12 protein-coding genes and 1 tRNA gene are annotated in these 17319 nt (G+C 38.6%); 4 read left to right on the forward strand and 9 right to left on the reverse strand.

Going from position 1 to position 17319, the window contains the following annotated elements; translation table 11 throughout:
* Nucleotides 1-14 precede the first annotated feature (14 nt).
* From G7B20_RS02625 to G7B20_RS02640, 4 genes are all read right to left on the reverse strand, one after another.
* Nucleotides 15-1253, reverse strand: coding sequence for a chloride channel protein (locus G7B20_RS02625; protein ID WP_164108464.1), 1239 nt, complete (start codon nt 1251-1253; stop codon nt 15-17).
* 6 nt (nt 1254-1259) lie between these two features.
* Nucleotides 1260-1637, reverse strand: a complete 378-nt coding sequence (locus tag G7B20_RS02630) for a DUF423 domain-containing protein (RefSeq protein ID WP_164108465.1) — start codon at nt 1635-1637, stop codon at nt 1260-1262.
* A gap of 1 nt (nt 1638) precedes the next feature.
* Nucleotides 1639-2331, reverse strand: a complete 693-nt coding sequence (gene trxA / locus G7B20_RS02635; protein WP_164108466.1) for a thioredoxin — start codon at nt 2329-2331, stop codon at nt 1639-1641.
* A gap of 64 nt (nt 2332-2395) precedes the next feature.
* Nucleotides 2396-4561 (reverse strand): S46 family peptidase, encoded by a 2166-nt coding sequence (locus G7B20_RS02640; protein WP_164108467.1) that lies wholly within the window; start codon nt 4559-4561, stop codon nt 2396-2398.
* Between the two features lie 332 nt (nt 4562-4893).
* Between G7B20_RS02640 and G7B20_RS02645 the strand changes: the two genes are divergently transcribed.
* Together G7B20_RS02645 and G7B20_RS02650 are read left to right on the forward strand one after the other, a co-directional pair.
* Nucleotides 4894-5835, forward strand: coding sequence for a hydrogen peroxide-inducible genes activator (locus G7B20_RS02645; RefSeq protein ID WP_164108468.1), 942 nt, complete (start codon nt 4894-4896; stop codon nt 5833-5835).
* Nucleotides 5836-5844: 9 nt separating this feature from the next.
* A complete protein-coding gene (locus G7B20_RS02650; RefSeq protein ID WP_164108469.1) occupies nt 5845-7635 on the forward strand; it encodes a chloride channel protein in 1791 nt (596 codons plus the stop codon).
* Between the two features lie 208 nt (nt 7636-7843).
* Here the strand turns inward: G7B20_RS02650 and G7B20_RS02655 are convergent, their stop codons facing one another.
* Nucleotides 7844-8434: a riboflavin synthase gene (locus G7B20_RS02655; RefSeq protein WP_164108470.1), complete on the reverse strand. Its 591-nt coding sequence runs from the start codon at nt 8432-8434 to the stop codon at nt 7844-7846.
* A gap of 529 nt (nt 8435-8963) precedes the next feature.
* On the opposite strand from G7B20_RS02655, the gene G7B20_RS02660 reads away from it, so the two are divergent.
* Nucleotides 8964-9035: transfer RNA gene (locus G7B20_RS02660), tRNA-Arg, on the forward strand.
* A 50-nt stretch (nt 9036-9085) separates the two neighbouring features.
* On the opposite strand, the gene G7B20_RS02665 is transcribed toward G7B20_RS02660, so the two are convergent.
* From G7B20_RS02665 to xerD, 3 genes are all read right to left on the reverse strand, one after another.
* The gene (locus tag G7B20_RS02665) at nt 9086-9709 is read right to left on the reverse strand and encodes a hypothetical protein (RefSeq protein WP_164108471.1); all 624 of its coding nucleotides are present in this window, start codon (nt 9707-9709) and stop codon (nt 9086-9088) included.
* Nucleotides 9710-9850: 141 nt separating this feature from the next.
* Nucleotides 9851-12160 (reverse strand): TonB-dependent receptor, encoded by a 2310-nt coding sequence (locus G7B20_RS02670; RefSeq protein WP_164108472.1) that lies wholly within the window; start codon nt 12158-12160, stop codon nt 9851-9853.
* 493 nt (nt 12161-12653) lie between these two features.
* On the reverse strand, nt 12654-13547 hold the full coding sequence (gene xerD / locus G7B20_RS02675; RefSeq protein WP_164108473.1) for a site-specific tyrosine recombinase XerD: 894 nt from the start codon (nt 13545-13547) through the stop codon (nt 12654-12656).
* A 94-nt stretch (nt 13548-13641) separates the two neighbouring features.
* On the opposite strand from xerD, the gene G7B20_RS02680 reads away from it, so the two are divergent.
* The gene (locus G7B20_RS02680) at nt 13642-16509 is read left to right on the forward strand and encodes a M16 family metallopeptidase (protein WP_164108474.1); all 2868 of its coding nucleotides are present in this window, start codon (nt 13642-13644) and stop codon (nt 16507-16509) included.
* Nucleotides 16510-16556: 47 nt separating this feature from the next.
* Here the strand turns inward: G7B20_RS02680 and G7B20_RS02685 are convergent, their stop codons facing one another.
* Nucleotides 16557-17201, reverse strand: a complete 645-nt coding sequence (locus G7B20_RS02685; protein ID WP_164108475.1) for a hypothetical protein — start codon at nt 17199-17201, stop codon at nt 16557-16559.
* Between the last annotated feature and the right edge of the window lie 118 nt (nt 17202-17319).

Consider the following 17319-nt stretch of genomic DNA (forward strand, 5'->3'; position numbering starts at 1 on the left):
CGGAATGTCTGTTTTTATAAAGAGTTGACCTTTGTCTTTTTAGACTTAAATTTTCTGTGCTTTTGACTTTGATAGATTCCCTTACCGCCAGCGGTAAATGCTGCGATCAACGTACAGATTAGTGCAAATGGGAGGATATGAAAGCCAAATAATTCCGCGGCCATGACAGCGCAGGCAAAAGGTGTTTTAGTACATCCAGAGAATACAGAAACAAATCCTAGTCCCGTAATCAAAAGTAAGGGGATGGGAATATAAACAGACATGAAACTAGCTAAAGTCGCACCAATAAAAAATAGAGGAGTTACTTCTCCTCCCTTAAAACCAACACTCAGTGTTAGGCATGTCAGCAGTATCTTGAGAAGAAAATCAAGCCCGGATTGTGGTTCTTTAAAAGATTCCAGTATAGTTGGTAGCCCTAGACCGATGTGGCGGGTATCACCAATGATCACTACGATAGATAGGATGATTATAGCACCGATTAAGACGCGCCAATAAGGATTGTTTATTTTTTTGAAGGCTAAGCTAAAAGTTTCCCCTGTATAAATAAATAGCCGGGCTACGAGTCCCGACAGGACGCCAAAAAGGAGAACCCATAATAGATGTTTAATATCCCCAAACTCCAACTGGATGAGGGGATAGTGGGTGTGAGGAGCTTTTAATAATAAGCTGATTCCATGCGCCAGATAAGCTGTAAACAATGCCGGAATGAATGCTTGATATCTCAGTTTTCCGCACCGAAACATCTCTACCGCAAATGCAGTTCCTGCGAGAGGTGTACCAAATAAGGAGGCAAACCCAGCAGCTACGCCACATATCAGAGCGATTCTGCGCTGTGTTTTATCAAGATTTAATTTCTTAGCGATTTGGTCGGCATATGTACCACCGTATTGTACAGCAGTACCTTCACGTCCTGCAGAGCCGCCGAATAAATGGGTTAATAAGGTAGCTATGACTACCAAGGGAGCCATAGTCAAAGGGATGTTTCCTTTAGGGTTGTAGTATTCTTCAAAGAGTAGGTTATTACCCTTACTTGCGTTACCGCCGTAGTACTTATACAGAAATACGATCACTATTCCTGCAAAAGGCAGCCCCCAAAGGAACTCCCTGTGAAGTTCCCGAAGATCAGTGACGGCACTGAGGGTATATAAAAAAGCCGCAGAGGTACATCCGGTAACCAACGCTATCGCCATGCATATTTTCAGCCAGTTGTACCAGAGGAGACCTTTTAATTGTAGACTTCTTTTCGCGTACATACAATTCTACGACAAGAAAGAAGCCAACAATGCACCCCAGCCGACAATCATTAATAATCCACCTAATGGTGTTATTGGTCCCAAAAAGCGCAGATTCGACTTCCAATATTCACTAAACGATAAGAAAAATATACTGAAAGAGAAAAGAACCGTACCAGTCGCAATACCATATACCGCCAAGCGATGAGTGTATAGGCTGAAATCAGAAGAAAATCCGATTATCAACAAGGTTAATGCACTATACATTTGATAGCGCACTCCGACTTCAAATGAAGCTAGTCTTTCGGCGCTTATAAGCTTTTTAAAGGCATGGGCTCCGAATGCACCTAGTGTAATGGCTAGTATTCCGAAGCTAGCTCCAAGTACAAGTGTTGTTGTCTGCATATTAGTTAAGTTGTTTTTCTATAGTTTTTTTGTCTGCAAACCCGATGTTTTTCCAAATTCTCTTTCCGTCTTTGTATAGAAATAGAACCGGGATACTCGTTATGCCCAATTGTTTGGTCAGTGTGTTATTTTCATCAACATCTATCTTTACCACTTTCACTTTTTCTGCGTATTTTTTAGCTATTTCCTGGATGAAAGGTTCCATTTCCTTACAAGGTCCGCACCAGCTCGCGTAAAAGTCAACAAGAACCATTTGCTTATCGTTTGTAATCGTTTTGAATTGCTTTAATGTCAGTCCCTTAGGGGTAGAAGATTGCTCTTTTTCCAATGGTAGATTCGCGGCTTCCCATTTTAGTAGGCCACCATCAATCTCATATACCGTAAAACCTCTGTCGGCTAAAGTCTTGGCGGCTTGTGCGCTACGTCCTCCTGATAGACAATACACATATACGGGAGATTTCTTGTTAAGTTTAGACGTAATACCTTCTTCAAATTCAGCTTTTTTATTCCAGTCTAAATTTATAGAATTAGCGATGTGTTTATCTAAATACTCTTTTTTGGTACGTACATCGAGGAGTTGTGTCTTTTTTTTCTTTTCAAATATTTGGGCCGCTTCCGATACCGATATTTTGCTTTGTGCCAACCCGGTAGTATAAAGTAGTCCCACCAGAAGTAGTGAAATAAAAGTTTTCATGTTTAGTGCTTCTTTAAAGTATATGACGAGGAACTTTAATCAATAAAGTTCCCCATTACTTATATTAGATTCCCATTTCCTTTAATATAAATTGTGCATTGTCAATCTTATCAGCTATCCATAGTACATAACGGATATCTACACCGATAGATCTACTATAGCTTTCGTTCCAGGCAAAATCATTGATCGTAGCATCATACGAGCGGTCAAAGTTTACGCCGATCAATTCGCCATAAGCATTCATAATAGGCGAACCGGAATTACCGCCAGTCGTATCCATATTGTAAAGAATATTTACAGGAACATCATTCAGATCTGATTTGACATAAGCGCCAAAATTCTTATTCAACCAAGCTTGTTTTATTGCCTGAGGGTAGCGGAATTCAACATCTCCAGAGTTCCCTTTTTCTATCAGACCCCGTACGGTTGTAAATGGTTTCATATATGTTGCATCTGCAGGACTGTAACCTTTTATATTGCCATAAGTCAAGCGTAAGGTCGAGTTTGCATCAGGGATGAAGTTCTTAGATTGATAAACCTCTTTTACAGCGACATAATCTCCCATGAGTCTGTTCAATACACCTTCACGACGCTTTTGCTCTTGACGGAATGGCTCCATCTCCTTTTCAATTTTCTGTTGGAACAGGAGCAATTCATCTTTATAAGCGGAAAGACTGCTCATGTCTTTCAACACCTGAGCGTAGAGTGTCTCTTTATCGTTTATTTTTGACTGTACGATAGCATCTTTGATATATTGGCTAGCTTGTCCTTGACTAGGAAAATTTTTACCAGCAACAGCTACGATAGTATTCTTATCCTTTAAGAGATAGGCTTGTTCAAACATATGTCCTGCTATATTTTGATCCGCATTCTTATTGTAGCTTTCATAGATACCATCCAATTGTTGCTTAAACCGAGCGATATTATTGTCAAAAAACTGTTGCTTGCTGGAAGTGCCAACTTGTACAGCCAACATGTCTTTAAAGTCGTTTAATAAGGAAGCGATCTGAAGCGAGCGTATACCAGTGTAGAGGTTATTGAACCATAGCTCACGTTCAGCGTCGCTAAATACCAGTTGATAGTGGTGATCAATATCCGTCATTAAACTCGCATATTTTGCTTTTAACTCGGGTTTAGAAGTGATGAAATGACTTAGGGCTAAATCTTCCTGCTTTTTGCTTTGTATCAGGTCTATATTACGTAAACCCTTTAATTTACCTCTATAGTTTTTTAATACGTTTGCGTTACGTTTTATTCGAGTAGCTAACGCCAGTTCTGTTGCTTTATCATTTTTTCCAGCCAACAACATCTGTTGATTTTGAAAATCATATAATTCAGAAGTGTAAGGCAGTAAAAACCGTTGTTGGTATTCTATATATTGCGCTGGTCTATGTCTGAAAGTTCTGCCTGGATAGCCCAAAATAAATACGAAATCATTTTCTTCAACACCTTTAGGGTTTACTTTTAAGTGCTTTTTAGGTTTGTAGGGTACATTATTTTTTGAGTACTTGGCTGATTTACCATCTGGCGCGACATATGCTCGTAAAAAGGAGAAGTCGCCGGTGTGTCTAGGCCATACCCAATTGTCTGTTTCGCCGCCAAATTCTCCGATATCCTGACGGGGTATATAAACCAGTCGCACGTCTTCGATGGTACGGTAGCGAAAGAGGACATAGCTTTTTCCGATAAACATTTCAGAAACCTCTGCCTTTATAGAGGGATCTTTATTTTCAGCTTCCTGCGCTATTTCAGCACGCTTTTTATTGATTATGTTGATACGCTCTATAGGATCATTAATCTGTGAGACAGCGTTTAATATCTGCGATGATACGTCTTCATAGGATTCCGTAATTCGTATAGTAAGACCCCTCGCTTCAATTTCTTGCTCCTGAGAGTTAGCAACAAAGCCTTTTTCCAGATAATTGTGTTGAGGACTCGATGCCAGCTGTACGGCACTGAAAGCACAGTGATGGTTGGTGACAATGAGACCATTAGGCGAGACGAACGAACCAGAGCATCCAGACACTTGTACTAATGCATCGACAAGGCCTATCTGTCCAGGGTTATAAATATCCTTTTCACTAATTTTGAGTCCAGCTTTTTTTAGCCCCGCTCTATTTAGTTCACTTAATGGAAACATTCCTTCATCGGGGATCGATGCGGAAAAGTTAAACGTTCCTAATCCCAGTAGAGCAGCTAATAAAAATGATGATTTAAAGTTATATTTCATATGTAAATAATTATTTCATGATCCGTCAACCGGCGGACCGGTTTGTCATTTAATGGTCTATGGAATATCCAGATTATATTTTCGAAGGGCTCACAAGCACGGTTCTTTTCATTGATATTTTTGCAGTTCCGCTACACGGATATTTTATATATGTTTGTGTTTTATTTTTACCTGTCATCCGTCAGTTGACGGACTCATGGATATTTTAGCTTCGCTAAATTAGGAGTATTTCATAAAATCATTTTTTAATAGTTTTACGTTTTTTTCAAAAATACTAAATTCCTAACTTTATATACCTCATTTCCTATCTTTGTATAGTTAAAACTTATAAAATGACCCTAGTCCAATTGGAATATGTTATTGCAGTAGATACTTATCGTAGTTTTGTTGCTGCTGCCGAGAAATGTTTTGTTACGCAACCTACCTTGAGTATGCAGATTCAAAAGTTGGAAGAATCGCTCGGCGTAAAGATTTTTGATCGTAGTAGACAACCTGTAATTCCTACCGAAATCGGGAGTAAGTTAATCAAACAGGCTCGTATTGTCCTAATGGAAAGTAAGAAGATTAATGAAATCCTACAGGAAACAAAAGGAGAGTTGGAAGGTGAATTTAAAATAGGCGTTATTCCAACTGTAGCCCCATATTTGATGCCGATGATTATTACTTCATTTTTGAAAAAATATCCTAAAGTACAGTTACAGGTTTGGGAATACACGACAGAACGTATAATTCAAGAATTGAAGATAGGAACGTTAGATTGTGGCGTGCTGTCTACACCTTTATTGGATAACGCTATTTTGGAGATTCCGCTTTTCTACGAGACTTTTGTCGCCTATGTGTCTGAGAAGAGTAAGTTGTTCGAAAAAAAAATTTTAGGTTACGAAGACCTTTCTCAAGAGAAGCTTTGGTTATTAAACGAAGGACATTGTATGCGGGGGCAAGTCCTTAATATTTGTAATTACAGACACAATCAGGGAGGCGAAGGTACATTTGAATACAACACCGGAAGTGTAGACACTTTAAAGCGCATGGTAGAAATTAACGATGGCTTGACCATTCTACCGGAGTTGAGTATATTGGGCTATGATGAAGATCAATTAAACCATGTCCGTTATTTCAAATCACCAGAGCCGGTCCGGGAAATAAGTATTGTGACCACGAATAATTATGTAAAGAAGCTAGCGGTGAATATTCTGCGGGATGAAATTTTAAATGCAATCCCCGAACGGTTTAAATCGAATAAGAAGAAAGATGTAATCGGTTTTAACATCTAAAATAACACAATGAAAAGTAAATTCCTGGAAAGATTAGATAAGATCAATAAGTGGCGGATGCAGCGAGTTTCAAATCGAAACTTTCTGGTTTTGCTTGCTTTTTTAGTCGGCTTGATTGGGGGCTTAGCTGCGGCACTACTTAAAGGTATGACACATTTTATTGCTTCAGCTTTACAAGACGACGTAGAATGGCACATAAAGTATTCCGTTTATCTCGTTTTTCCGTTGATTGGCATATTATTGAGTGTCTTATATGTGCGTAAATTTCTGAAAGGGAAGAAGTTTGAACATGGAATCACCCCCATTATTTACTCCATATCCCGAAAGTCGAGCCGTATTGAAGTGCATAATGTATACTCACAAATTGTAACCAGTGCTATAACTGTTGGGTTTGGGGGCTCTTGTGGTCTGGAGGCACCGATCGCCTATAGCGGTTCGGCTATTGGTTCTAACATTGGCCGATTCTTTGGTCTCAGTTATCGTGAAGTTACCATGTTATTAGCTTGTGGAGCGGCAGCAGGTATTTCAGGAGCTTTTAACAGCCCCATTGCAGGAATGATTTTTGCCATTGAGATATTACTTCCCGAGTTCTCCATTCCCGCTTTTATACCTCTATTAATTTCTTCCGCATTAGCGGCTGTGGTTTCGAGGCTTTTATATAGCGAGCCCCTTTTTCACACGGCACTTACCGACTGGGAGGTTGGAGCGTTATTTTTCTATTTTTTGTTGGCGATATTAATAGGCCTGTTCACTGTCTATTTTTCGAAGTTAAGCCAGTCGGTCAAAGGTTGGTTTGCCAAGATACAGAACCCTTACAATAAGGTCTGGAGCAGTGGTGTTGCATTGGGTATATTGATTTTGATTTTTCCGGCCTTGTATGGCGAAGGTTATCTAACAATGCAGCAGATTCTAGATGGTCAGTTTGATGCCATCGTCAAGAATAGTTTGTTTTCCGATTATAGGGATTTGGGTTGGGTAGTTGTTTGCTATACCGTCCTTACTTTATTTGCAAAATCCTTAGCCTCCCTCTTTACCATTAGTGGAGGAGGTAATGGTGGTGTTTTTGGCCCCAGCTTAGTTATGGGCGGCCTCTTAGGATTTGCATTTGCTTATGGGGTTAACCTGACTGGTATTATTGAATTGAATGTACCTAATTTTGTGATGGCAGGAATGGCAGGAGCATTGAGTGGGATTATGCATGCGCCATTGACCGGTATATTTCTTATTGCTGAGATTACAGGAGGCTATGCATTAATGGTTCCTTTGATGATTGTCGCTTCTATTTCGTATTTAATCAACAGAACATTAATGAAGCACTCGATCTACACCAAAGTACTTGCCGAGTCGGGCGATTTGATATCCTATGAAGACAAAGACAGGACGGTATTGAGTATGATGAAACTAAGGTATGTCACCGAACGGAATTTCGTGCAATTAAGCCCTGATGAGACACCTTTAGATAGAAAGATTGATATCATTCATTCCAAAAGAAATATTTTTCCGGTTGTTGATAAGGAAAAGAAGCTATTGGGGATTTTGTACAGTGAGAAACTCTTTTCCATATTATTAGGTGAAGAGGAGGGAGCTGGTCGATCATTTTCTTCTTTAGCGCAAAAGCCTACCGATATTATCAAAGAAGATGAGGATATGGAACGGGTAATGCAAAAGATGAATAAAGAAGATGTTTGGATACTGCCGGTAGTCGATAATGATAATCGATATTTAGGTTTTATTTCTAAGGCAGCAGTATTTAATAAATATAGAGCACTGTTGATGAGGCAAGGAACCTATTTAGAATAAAACTTTCATGATTCGCCAACTGGCGGATCACCGACTGCCGCGAAACGATCCCGATGTTATCGCGAGAGCTCTTGAATACCAATGCACATGAAAGCATTATGAAAAAAGTTCTTAATGGCCTTTGAACCGAACGAAGTAACCTCATTGATGCCATAAAGAGTTAAAACGAATCAATAAAACAGACTCTTTCAGAAAAAAATAATGGCTCTTAATTTTTAAGGGCCATTATTTTTGCAATATACTTTCCGACAATATCAAATTCCAAATTGACCCGTGTCCCTACCTCGACATATTTTAGATTGGTATGTTCTATTGTATAAGGTATGATCGCTACAGAAAAGCGATCTACGAGGGAGTTTACTACCGTTAGACTGATACCGTTTACCGATATTGAGCCTTTCTCCACCGTGATATTATTGAGGTGTGGATCATACTGAAAAGTAAATAACCAACTGCCGTTATGATCTTCTTTTGAAACACAGCTTGCTGTTTGATCTACGTGGCCTTGGACGATATGTCCATCAAACCTGCCGTTCATCAAAGTACAGCGTTCGATATTGACAAGATCCCCCTCTTTCAGATCACTCAAATTTGTCTTTTGCAGTGTCTCTTCAATCGCTGTTACTTTATAAGTCTCTGCATCGATTCCTACAACTGTGAGACATACACCATTATGAGAAACACTTTGATCGATTTTCAACTCGGAAGATAAACTAGACTTGATGTATATATGCATATTTGTCTGTTCCTGTTCAATTTTTGTAACAGTTCCTAATGTTTCGATAATACCTGTGAACATAGTGCTAATAATGATGTTTTGACAAAAATAGTCAATTTTGGATGCATATCCAATCTTTCCGACCCGTTAGATAGGTTGTAGTTGTACAGCCCGAAAAATAAATAGGAGAAATCCATTTTGATATGTGTATGTGATACACTATCTTTACGTTTTTAGAAAATATAAAAGCTGAGTGTAATTAGTTTGTTTTTCTAATGTAGTGTTTTTTTAAATTATTTCGCTGATTTTCAGTGGGTTGTTGTTTTTTTTGGGTTTTCTGATTCAAAAGGTTTGGAGTGGTAAAGAAATATATGTTACCTTTGCTTAGGTTTAGGTTGATTGCCTCGTCTAGAGGTTAATATTTAAAGCCTGAGAAATCGCCTGATTCTCTCAGGCTTTTTCAATTTTAAGAAATTAGTCCAACCTGTTAATTAGTTAAATTCGCAGTTCAAATTCTAATATTTTGCATTTCAGTACTTTGGTGGAAGTTTCGATATTGTTTTGCAAAAAAAGTTTTAGTTTCACATAAAAGTTATATTTTTGCGGGACTGTCTTCGTAGTTCAATGGATAGAATTTCAGATTCCGGTTCTGAAGATGTGGGTTCGACCCCCGCCGAGGACACTTACAATAAAAAAGCCGCTTCAATTGCTGAAGCGGCTTTTTTATTGTATTTAGTGGCTGTTTTCTCCGGTAGTAAAGTGAAGCTGGAACTTAAGATCTAGGTCGTTTGCTCCGGTAAATGATGTGAAGCTGTCATTGTTCCAATCTGTTTTTGGGTTTATTTTCTCTTTTACTCCCGGGTTAAGATGACGCATGATATATCTTGTAGTGAAGGTAGAGGCTTCTTTGAGTACTGTAATGTATCCTTGTACGCCGACTTTTACTTTTGTATCATCGCTCTTTTCGTCACTATAGGTTACAAAGGAACTCACCGTTGGGATACCTAGTATAAAAGCAAAATGCTGATTGTCTTTTTCTACAAAAGACTGTTGCGTTTCTCGTCCAGCAAAATCTTTTATTTTAACATTAAAGCGATATGACTTTCCAACCACCAGATGTATATGTTCTTCAACTGGAGGAAGCATAGGGCTACCTGAGAATTTTATCGTTTCTACTTCAGGATTTTCGATCTCTGTATAATGGTAATGGTCGCCATGAGCTTCTCCTTCTACTTCAGTAAAAGAGATCTCTGCGGAACCAACTTCTTCTTGATCCACTTCCGCAGTAGGCTCATCTTTCTTGCAAGATGAAAAAGTGAAAATTGAAATCAATAATAGTGTTATGTATTTTTTCATGTGGATTTATTTTTAAGTTTTTATAGCGATTATCCAACTTATCGTTATGCACGTTTTGTGACGAATGGTGTATATACTACTCCGCGGCCATTCGAGTTCGAGCAGTCTATATATTATATGGATATTTCACTATCGTGTTTTTTAAAATGTAAAGTTGATTTTTACCGAAATGTTGCGCCCTAAGGCATGGGCATAATATCTAAATCTATCCATATAGTCTTTATACGCCTTATTGAATATGTTTTCTGCGCCTATTTGTACTTCCATTTTTCTGTGCTTTTCCATACTGATGGAAGAAGCTATAATAGCATCAAAGAGATGATATGAAGGTGGAGGCGGGGCAAAATCGGAATTGGGTTCGTATCGAGTCTGTTTTGCCTGAAAATGATGCTTGACCTTAATGTAACTGGGTATCCCTTTTGCGTTGATATGGTAAGCCAACGCATGTTGTAGCCTTGTTGCTGGAATATTCGGTAAGAATTGCTCTTTTGTTATATTTCGAGCTTTTACGACAGATAGGTTCAGACTATAATGTAAGTTTTGACGCATCTCCATAGTTAGAGCCAGATCGGCACCATAAAACAAAGCACGATCTTGTTGGTGTTGAAATAGAGGGAAGGTGCCTCGGATTGTCTGTCTTGTCGAGTCAGGTACGGGTTGACTATAGATATAGTTGTCAATGACCTGTGCAAAAACATCGATATTACCGTTTATGGCTCCTTTGTGAACCAAGAGGGAGTTTACCCATTTTAATCCCTTTTCGCTCTCTAGGCTTTTATTTCCGACTTCATACGTGCCTGTACCATGATGTATCCCATCACTGTATAGTTCATTTGCCGAAGGTGCACGCCAAGCTAGACCAACATTACTTTTCCATGTAAATACAGAATTCAAGCGATGACTAATGCCTGCTATACCGGATATGTTGTGAAACTCCTTACGGTCCGTCATTAAATATTGAGGGATCGATCCGTCGGGATTAATCTCCTCGTAGTTATAGCGATAGCCAGCTGCATCAAAATACTTGTAGTCGTATCGTATACCGGTTTCTATCAAACAGCTCTTTACCGGTATTTTTAAGCTAAAGAATGAACCAAAACCATGATTTTCGAAGTTAGGGATAATGGGAGTAGAGCCCGTGCCAGGTACATTATTGTTTAATTGCATACTACCTGATATACCAGTCGTAATTAGTGGTCGACTATAGACGATCTCGATTTGCTGCGTGTTTAAGACAATGTCAGCCATCGGTAAGTCATTTTCGGCTACACGGCGCAGATCAAATTCTCTTCTATGATTACGTTGTATGCTGTATTGAGCCTCGATATGGCTATTATCACTTATATAGTGTTTGTATCCTACTTTACCAAGTTGATGCGTCACGCGTTGTTTTGGTGCTTCTATCTTATTGGTAAAACTATATTCTTCAAATGGTCTGCCATTAGCGATCCGTGCTAAGATATCTTCTTTTGAACCAATATGGGCGCCTTGAAATACCCCTAGTGTGTTGCCAACATGGCTGAAATACATGTTGATCACATTCTTCCCTAATGTATAGGCAGCATACATATTTCCATTGATTTCTTTATTGCCCGTGTTACCAAGGTAATAGGATGCAGATTTCATGTTGCCATGATTGTTGGTTGTCAAACCCGCGCGGTAAGATAATTTGTTTAGTGTCCCCTCTAGTTTACTATTTACCGTCATTCCTCTACCGTTACTGTTTAGGATAATGGAGCTGTTACTTAGCGCGTACCTGTCCGGATGGATAGGCGCAGCCGATAATTTCACAATTCCTCCTAGCGCATCGGGACCATAACGCACAGCGTCGGCACTTTTAATAATGCTGATTTCTTCTGCTGAAAAAGGATCAATTTCTGGAGCATGATCCGTACCCCACTGCTGACTTTCGTGTCGTACGCCCTGATTTAATAATAGGAGTCTATTTCCATATAATCCATTAATTACAGGTTTTCCATTGTTAGCTCCGGTTTTGAGTACACTCACACCGGCAATGTCACTAAGGACATCTGCTAGGTTTTTTCCTTGGCTTTCTGTTCGCTGTTGTTTATTCAGCATGGTCGAGCTTCTGGAATTCGCATCAGTGGTGTTAGCAGTTACAGTTACTTCCTCAAGCTGCTTTACAATTCGATTTAATGCTATCCTGATTGTTGTGTCTTGACTTAATTTAAGAAACATCTCGTGTTCTGTATATGACCTATGATAGAAGGAAATGGAGGAATTGCCTTCACAGACTTTTTTAAATATATATTTACCCCGCCCTTCGACCTTGGCAGATTGATCATTCAGAAGTACTTGGGCGTCCGAAATGTTATGCCCAGTCTCCGCATCGATTAATTGAATGTGGATAGTCAACGGACAATCTTGGGCGTAAACAAGAGTATTCAAATATAAAACTCCTTGAAGAAGTAGAAGTATAACACCTCTCATAGATAATATTTTTCGATAAAAAGCATCCTTGAGGACATAGCTATAGCCTTGCTTGATGGTAATTCGTTTTAAAAAGTTATGCGGACAATAAATGACAGGCAAACAGAGATTATTGGAGCGGGGGGCCTTTATTTGAGATTAAAAGACGAATAATATCTACTAATATGGAATCGATAGAAATATTATAGGGTATGTAGAAAAACGACGGCATATAGCTCAGTTGGAAATCAGAACTATGGGAGGTGGTATTTGGGAGATGGATGTAATAACAGATAGCACATTCATCTTGGTTATTTAGCCCGTCGTGATGATGGCAGTTTTCAGCATCTTTGCCGTCGCATTCCGTATGTTTATGTAAAAGCAAACTCCCCGAAACCCACAGGTGGATTATGGTAAGTAATAATGAAGTTGTTTTTACGAGGAGTTGCATGTGTTACAAAGATATTTCAATTGCATCAAAGTTGCAAATTAAAATACACATTGTTGCATCAACTTATGATCTCGGATGAAACTGTGTTATGACAGACTGTAGATATTCCTTGTCTATGTGCGTGTAAATCTCTGTTGTAGTGATGCTTTCATGTCCCAGCATGTCTTGTACCGCACGTAGATCAGCACCTCCTTCGACCAGGTGTGAGGCGAAGCTATGACGAAATGTGTGTGGACTGATTTGTTTTTTTAAGCCGATTTGAGCCGCAAGATCTTTTATGATGATAAATATCATTACTCTAGAGAGTGCCGCGCCCCGACGGTTTAGAAACACAAAATCTTCATGTCCCGATTTTATATTTTGTTTGCTTCGTATTTCTTTTAGATAGATTTTTAAGTGTTTAATAGCTTGATTACCAATAGGAACTAAGCGTTCTTTGTTGCCTTTTCCTTCTATTTTAATGAATTCGATATCCAGGAAAAGATTTGAGATCTTTAATCCGATCAATTCGGAAACACGAAGGCCACAACCGTAGAGTACTTCGAGGATCGCTTTGTTTCTGGCGCCTTCTGGAGTCGATAAATCTATCGCAGCCATTAAAGCATCGATTTCTTCAAGATTTAACACGTCAGGGATTTTTCGGACTAGGCGAGGAGCTTCAATCAACTCCACGGGGTTGTTTTCTAAATCATGCTCTAGCTCTAGGAAGTTGAAGTACGCTTTAAGTCCTGAAAGAAGCCTTGCTTGGGTAAAAGTTGATATGGCGAAAGTATTCATCCATGTTAGAAATTCTTGAATATCTCGTGGCGAGAGCGAATACAGATCGAGTTGTTGATCTTCACAGTATACGCTCAACTTTTGAACATCATTCAAGTATGCAGATATGGAATTTTCAGAGAGATTTCTTTCGAACTCCAAGTATCTCTTAAAATCTTTAAATGTAGTAAACCAATCCATATACAAAATTAAATATTGTAAAATTATTACTGTTTAATATGTTTACTAAATTTTTAATTTTAATTTAGCATTAAATTAAAACAAATTTAAATTAATGAGATTCTTAAAACCTTTAGCTGTAGCATTTTTATTGCCTGCTACTTTTGCATCTGTTGATGCATCACCGTCACATATTTCACTATTAGCAAAGGATGCTAAGCATATCTTAGCGCAAGATACTTTAAATTGGCAAAATAAATTGCCTTTTGACAAGGAAGTTACTGTTGGTCGGTTGAAAAATGGATTTAAGTATTATATCCGTAAAAATGTAGAGCCCGAAAAGCGTGTTACTATGTATCTAGGGTTAAAAGTAGGGTCTATACTAGAGACTGAAGAAGAGCGTGGATTGGCTCACTTTTTAGAGCATATGAACTTCAATGGTTTAAAGCATTTTCCAAAAAATGATCTCGTTAACTATTTACAAAAGGCCGGCGTTCGTTTTGGATCGGATTTAAATGCATACACTAGCTTTGAAGAAACTGTGTATCAGTTACCGATACCTTCAGACGACCCTGAACTACTAAAAAATGGATTACAGGTGATGCGTGACTGGGCACAGGATGCTTTGTTAGTTACTGAGGAAATCGATAAAGAGCGTGGTATTATCATGGAAGAAATGCGCGGAAGTAGAGGTGCTTCACAGCGTATGCAGGATAAGTTTCTTCCCGTATTACTAAACGGGTCATTATATGCCAATCGCTTGCCGATTGGGACAGAAGAAGTTGTAACGGGTTTCAAACCGGACTTGATCCGTGATTTTCATGCTAAATGGTATAGACCGGATTTGCAATCTATCATCATTGTAGGTGATATTGATGTGGATCAGATGGAGAAAGAAGTTATTCGACTTTTTTCGGACATGAAGACACCAAAGAACCCTGAAAAACGTACGGAACATTCCGTTAAGCTCCTGAACAAAAATCAGTTCTTAGTGGTAACAGATGCAGAAATGCCTTCTACAGTGGGGCAGATAATTATTAAACATCCCGAGGAAAAAGTCAATACGGTCGGTGATTACAGGGTGTCGTTGATGAAAAATATTTTTAATCAAATGATCAGTTCGCGCTTGCGTGAAATCAGTCAGCAGCCGAATCCACCATTTATTCAGTCTGGTATAAATATTAGTTCACTTTTTGGAGGATTAGATAATCTTTCTATTTCCTTCGTGGCAAAGCCAGGAAAGTTTGAGGAAGGTCTTAAAGCGACAGTTCGTGAATTGGATCGTTTCCAGAAATTCGGATTTACAGAGTCTGAATTTAAAAGAACTGTAGCTGCTTTTGCAAAAAGTAATGAGACAGTATATAAGGAAAGGGACAAGAAGAAATCTGATGGATATGTGGGTACTTATTTGCAGCATTTCCTGAATGATGCACCTGCTTTGGGTAATGAGGATCGATATCAGATCACCAAGCAATTATTACCAACCTTAACGTTAAAAGAAGTCGAAGCCATTGGAAAACGTTTTTATGTAGATAATAATCGGGATATTATCATTCTTGGACCAGAGAAAGATAAAGCTAATCTTCCTCAAGAAGCACAGGTAAATGCTTGGCTAGCCGAGGTCGATAAAGAGAACTTGACAGCTTACGAAGATAAAGTATCAGCGCTTCCGTTACTAGCCAAACAACCGGTAAAAGGAAGTGTGAAGTCGACAAACGAAATTGCTGGGATTCAAACGAAAGAGCTTGTTTTGAGCAATGGAGTCAAAGTATTATTGAAGCCAACAACGTTCAAAAATGATCAGATTTTAATTTCAGCATTTAGTCCAGGTGGGACCTCACTATATTCCGATTCAGAATACCTGACAGCTTCCAACGCAGCTGCTTTCGTAAATGGTTCGGGAGTTGGACAATTAAATGCAATTGAGCTTAGAAAATATTTGACGGGCAAGAATGTAAATGTATCTCCTTATCTCGGAGAGCGTTCCGAAGGGCTGTCTGGATCATCTGATAAAGAAGGATTAAAGACTGCATTTGAAATGATTTATGGTTACTTTACCGAACCAAGATTAGACGATGATGTGTTCCAAAGCGGAATCGCACGTACGCTTTCTTCAATGGAGAATAGAGAAGATGATCCTAATTTTGTTTTCTCTGATGCCATGTCAAGAACGTTGTACTCGGATAATGTCCGTAGAACTATTCCTTCGCCAGAGCAAATCAAAACAATAAATCAAAAACGTGCATTGGAGATTTTCAAAGAGCGCTTTGCCGATGCATCAGACTTTACGTTCACGATTGTAGGATCGTTTACCGAAGAGGAGATCAAACCTTACTTGGAACAGTATCTAGCAGCATTACCAAATCTGGGAAGAAAAGAATCCGCCAAAGACTTGGGGATAGTAGAACCAGCTAAAGGTGTGGAGAAAGTTGTGCGTAAAGGAAAAGAAGCCAAAGCGCAAGTGCAAATGTCCTACTATGGAGACTATGCGTACGCTGAGAAAGAGAATATGAATTTTGATGCATTGGAGAGTATTTTATCCATTACTTTATTGGAGCGCCTTCGCGAAGACGAAAGTGGGGTGTATGGTACAGGAGCTAGAGGATCTTCATCTAAATATCCAAAAGGGCGCTATAGCTTTAGTATCGGCTTTGGTACGAGTGTAGATAAATACGAGTCTTTGATCAATTCCGCTATTGATGAAGTGAACAAGATTAAAGCAAATGGTCCAAAACAAACTGATTTGGATAAATTTGTAATTGAGCAAAAGCGTCAGTTAGAATTACAGTTAAAGGAAAATGGTTTTTGGTTGGGGCAGATTTCTAGCGCTTACCAAAATAACGAAGATCCTACTTACATCCTTCGTTATCTGGATGAATTGAATAAGGTTTCAGTTCAATCTGTTAAAGAAGTAGCAGAGAAGTACCTAAAATCCGATCGCCTCTTCAAGTTTATTTTATTGCCTGAAGAGCAATCTAAATAGGAAATAAAAGAGGGGCACATGTGTCCCTCTTTTATTTTTAAGAAGCTTTAAAGCCCTGTTTGTTCATGTTTGAAAACCCGCTGTTGGTGTTTCCAATCTTTAACATGTTTTGCTCCCAATTGTTCTCTCCGTGAATATTCAATTCCCAAACATTCAAAGACAGCTATTGAACACAGGTAGGCAATGAACTCTTTGGATTTATGAACTAGTTTTTTTTCAAAAGTTAGCCTCTTACTTGCAGGATTTGCTATGTAATAACTTATCTTTAGTTTTCGAAGGTGAATCACATTAATCAAACTATCTAATAACTCCTCCCAAAAGCCGATATGCTGCTTGATTTCCTGCAGCAAAATAGATTCACGAAGCCTGTCAAGAGCTGGTTGTGTAGTTGGTTTTTTTGATGTATATATTGTTTTATTCTTAATATAAGGATGCGTTAATCCCTGATGGACTATTAATGTAAAAGAGCTGTCAAACAATTGGATTGATGAGATTGTGTCTGATACAGATTTCCCCATTGCAATCCATTTATTCAGATCTTGACTTTTGAGGTAAGATATCAATTCATCTTGCGATAGGCGTGCCGCTACCGCGATATGTATGACATCTTTTTCTTGTCTTATCAATGAAACCCCTCTTTCGTTTTCACTTATGCTGATGTAGTAGGTTTTACCTTCAACTTCTATGTACATTATAAAATCGTTACCTTATAATTTAGTGATGATTTGCTATGTTTGTAGGTGTATGAAACCATGACAAGAATATGTATTTACAAATGTAGTGAACAGAATTTGATATTGTTTATTGTGT

The organism is Sphingobacterium sp. xlx-96, assembly GCF_011007365.1.
Classification (GTDB): Bacteria; Bacteroidota; Bacteroidia; order Sphingobacteriales; family Sphingobacteriaceae; genus Sphingobacterium; species Sphingobacterium luzhongxinii.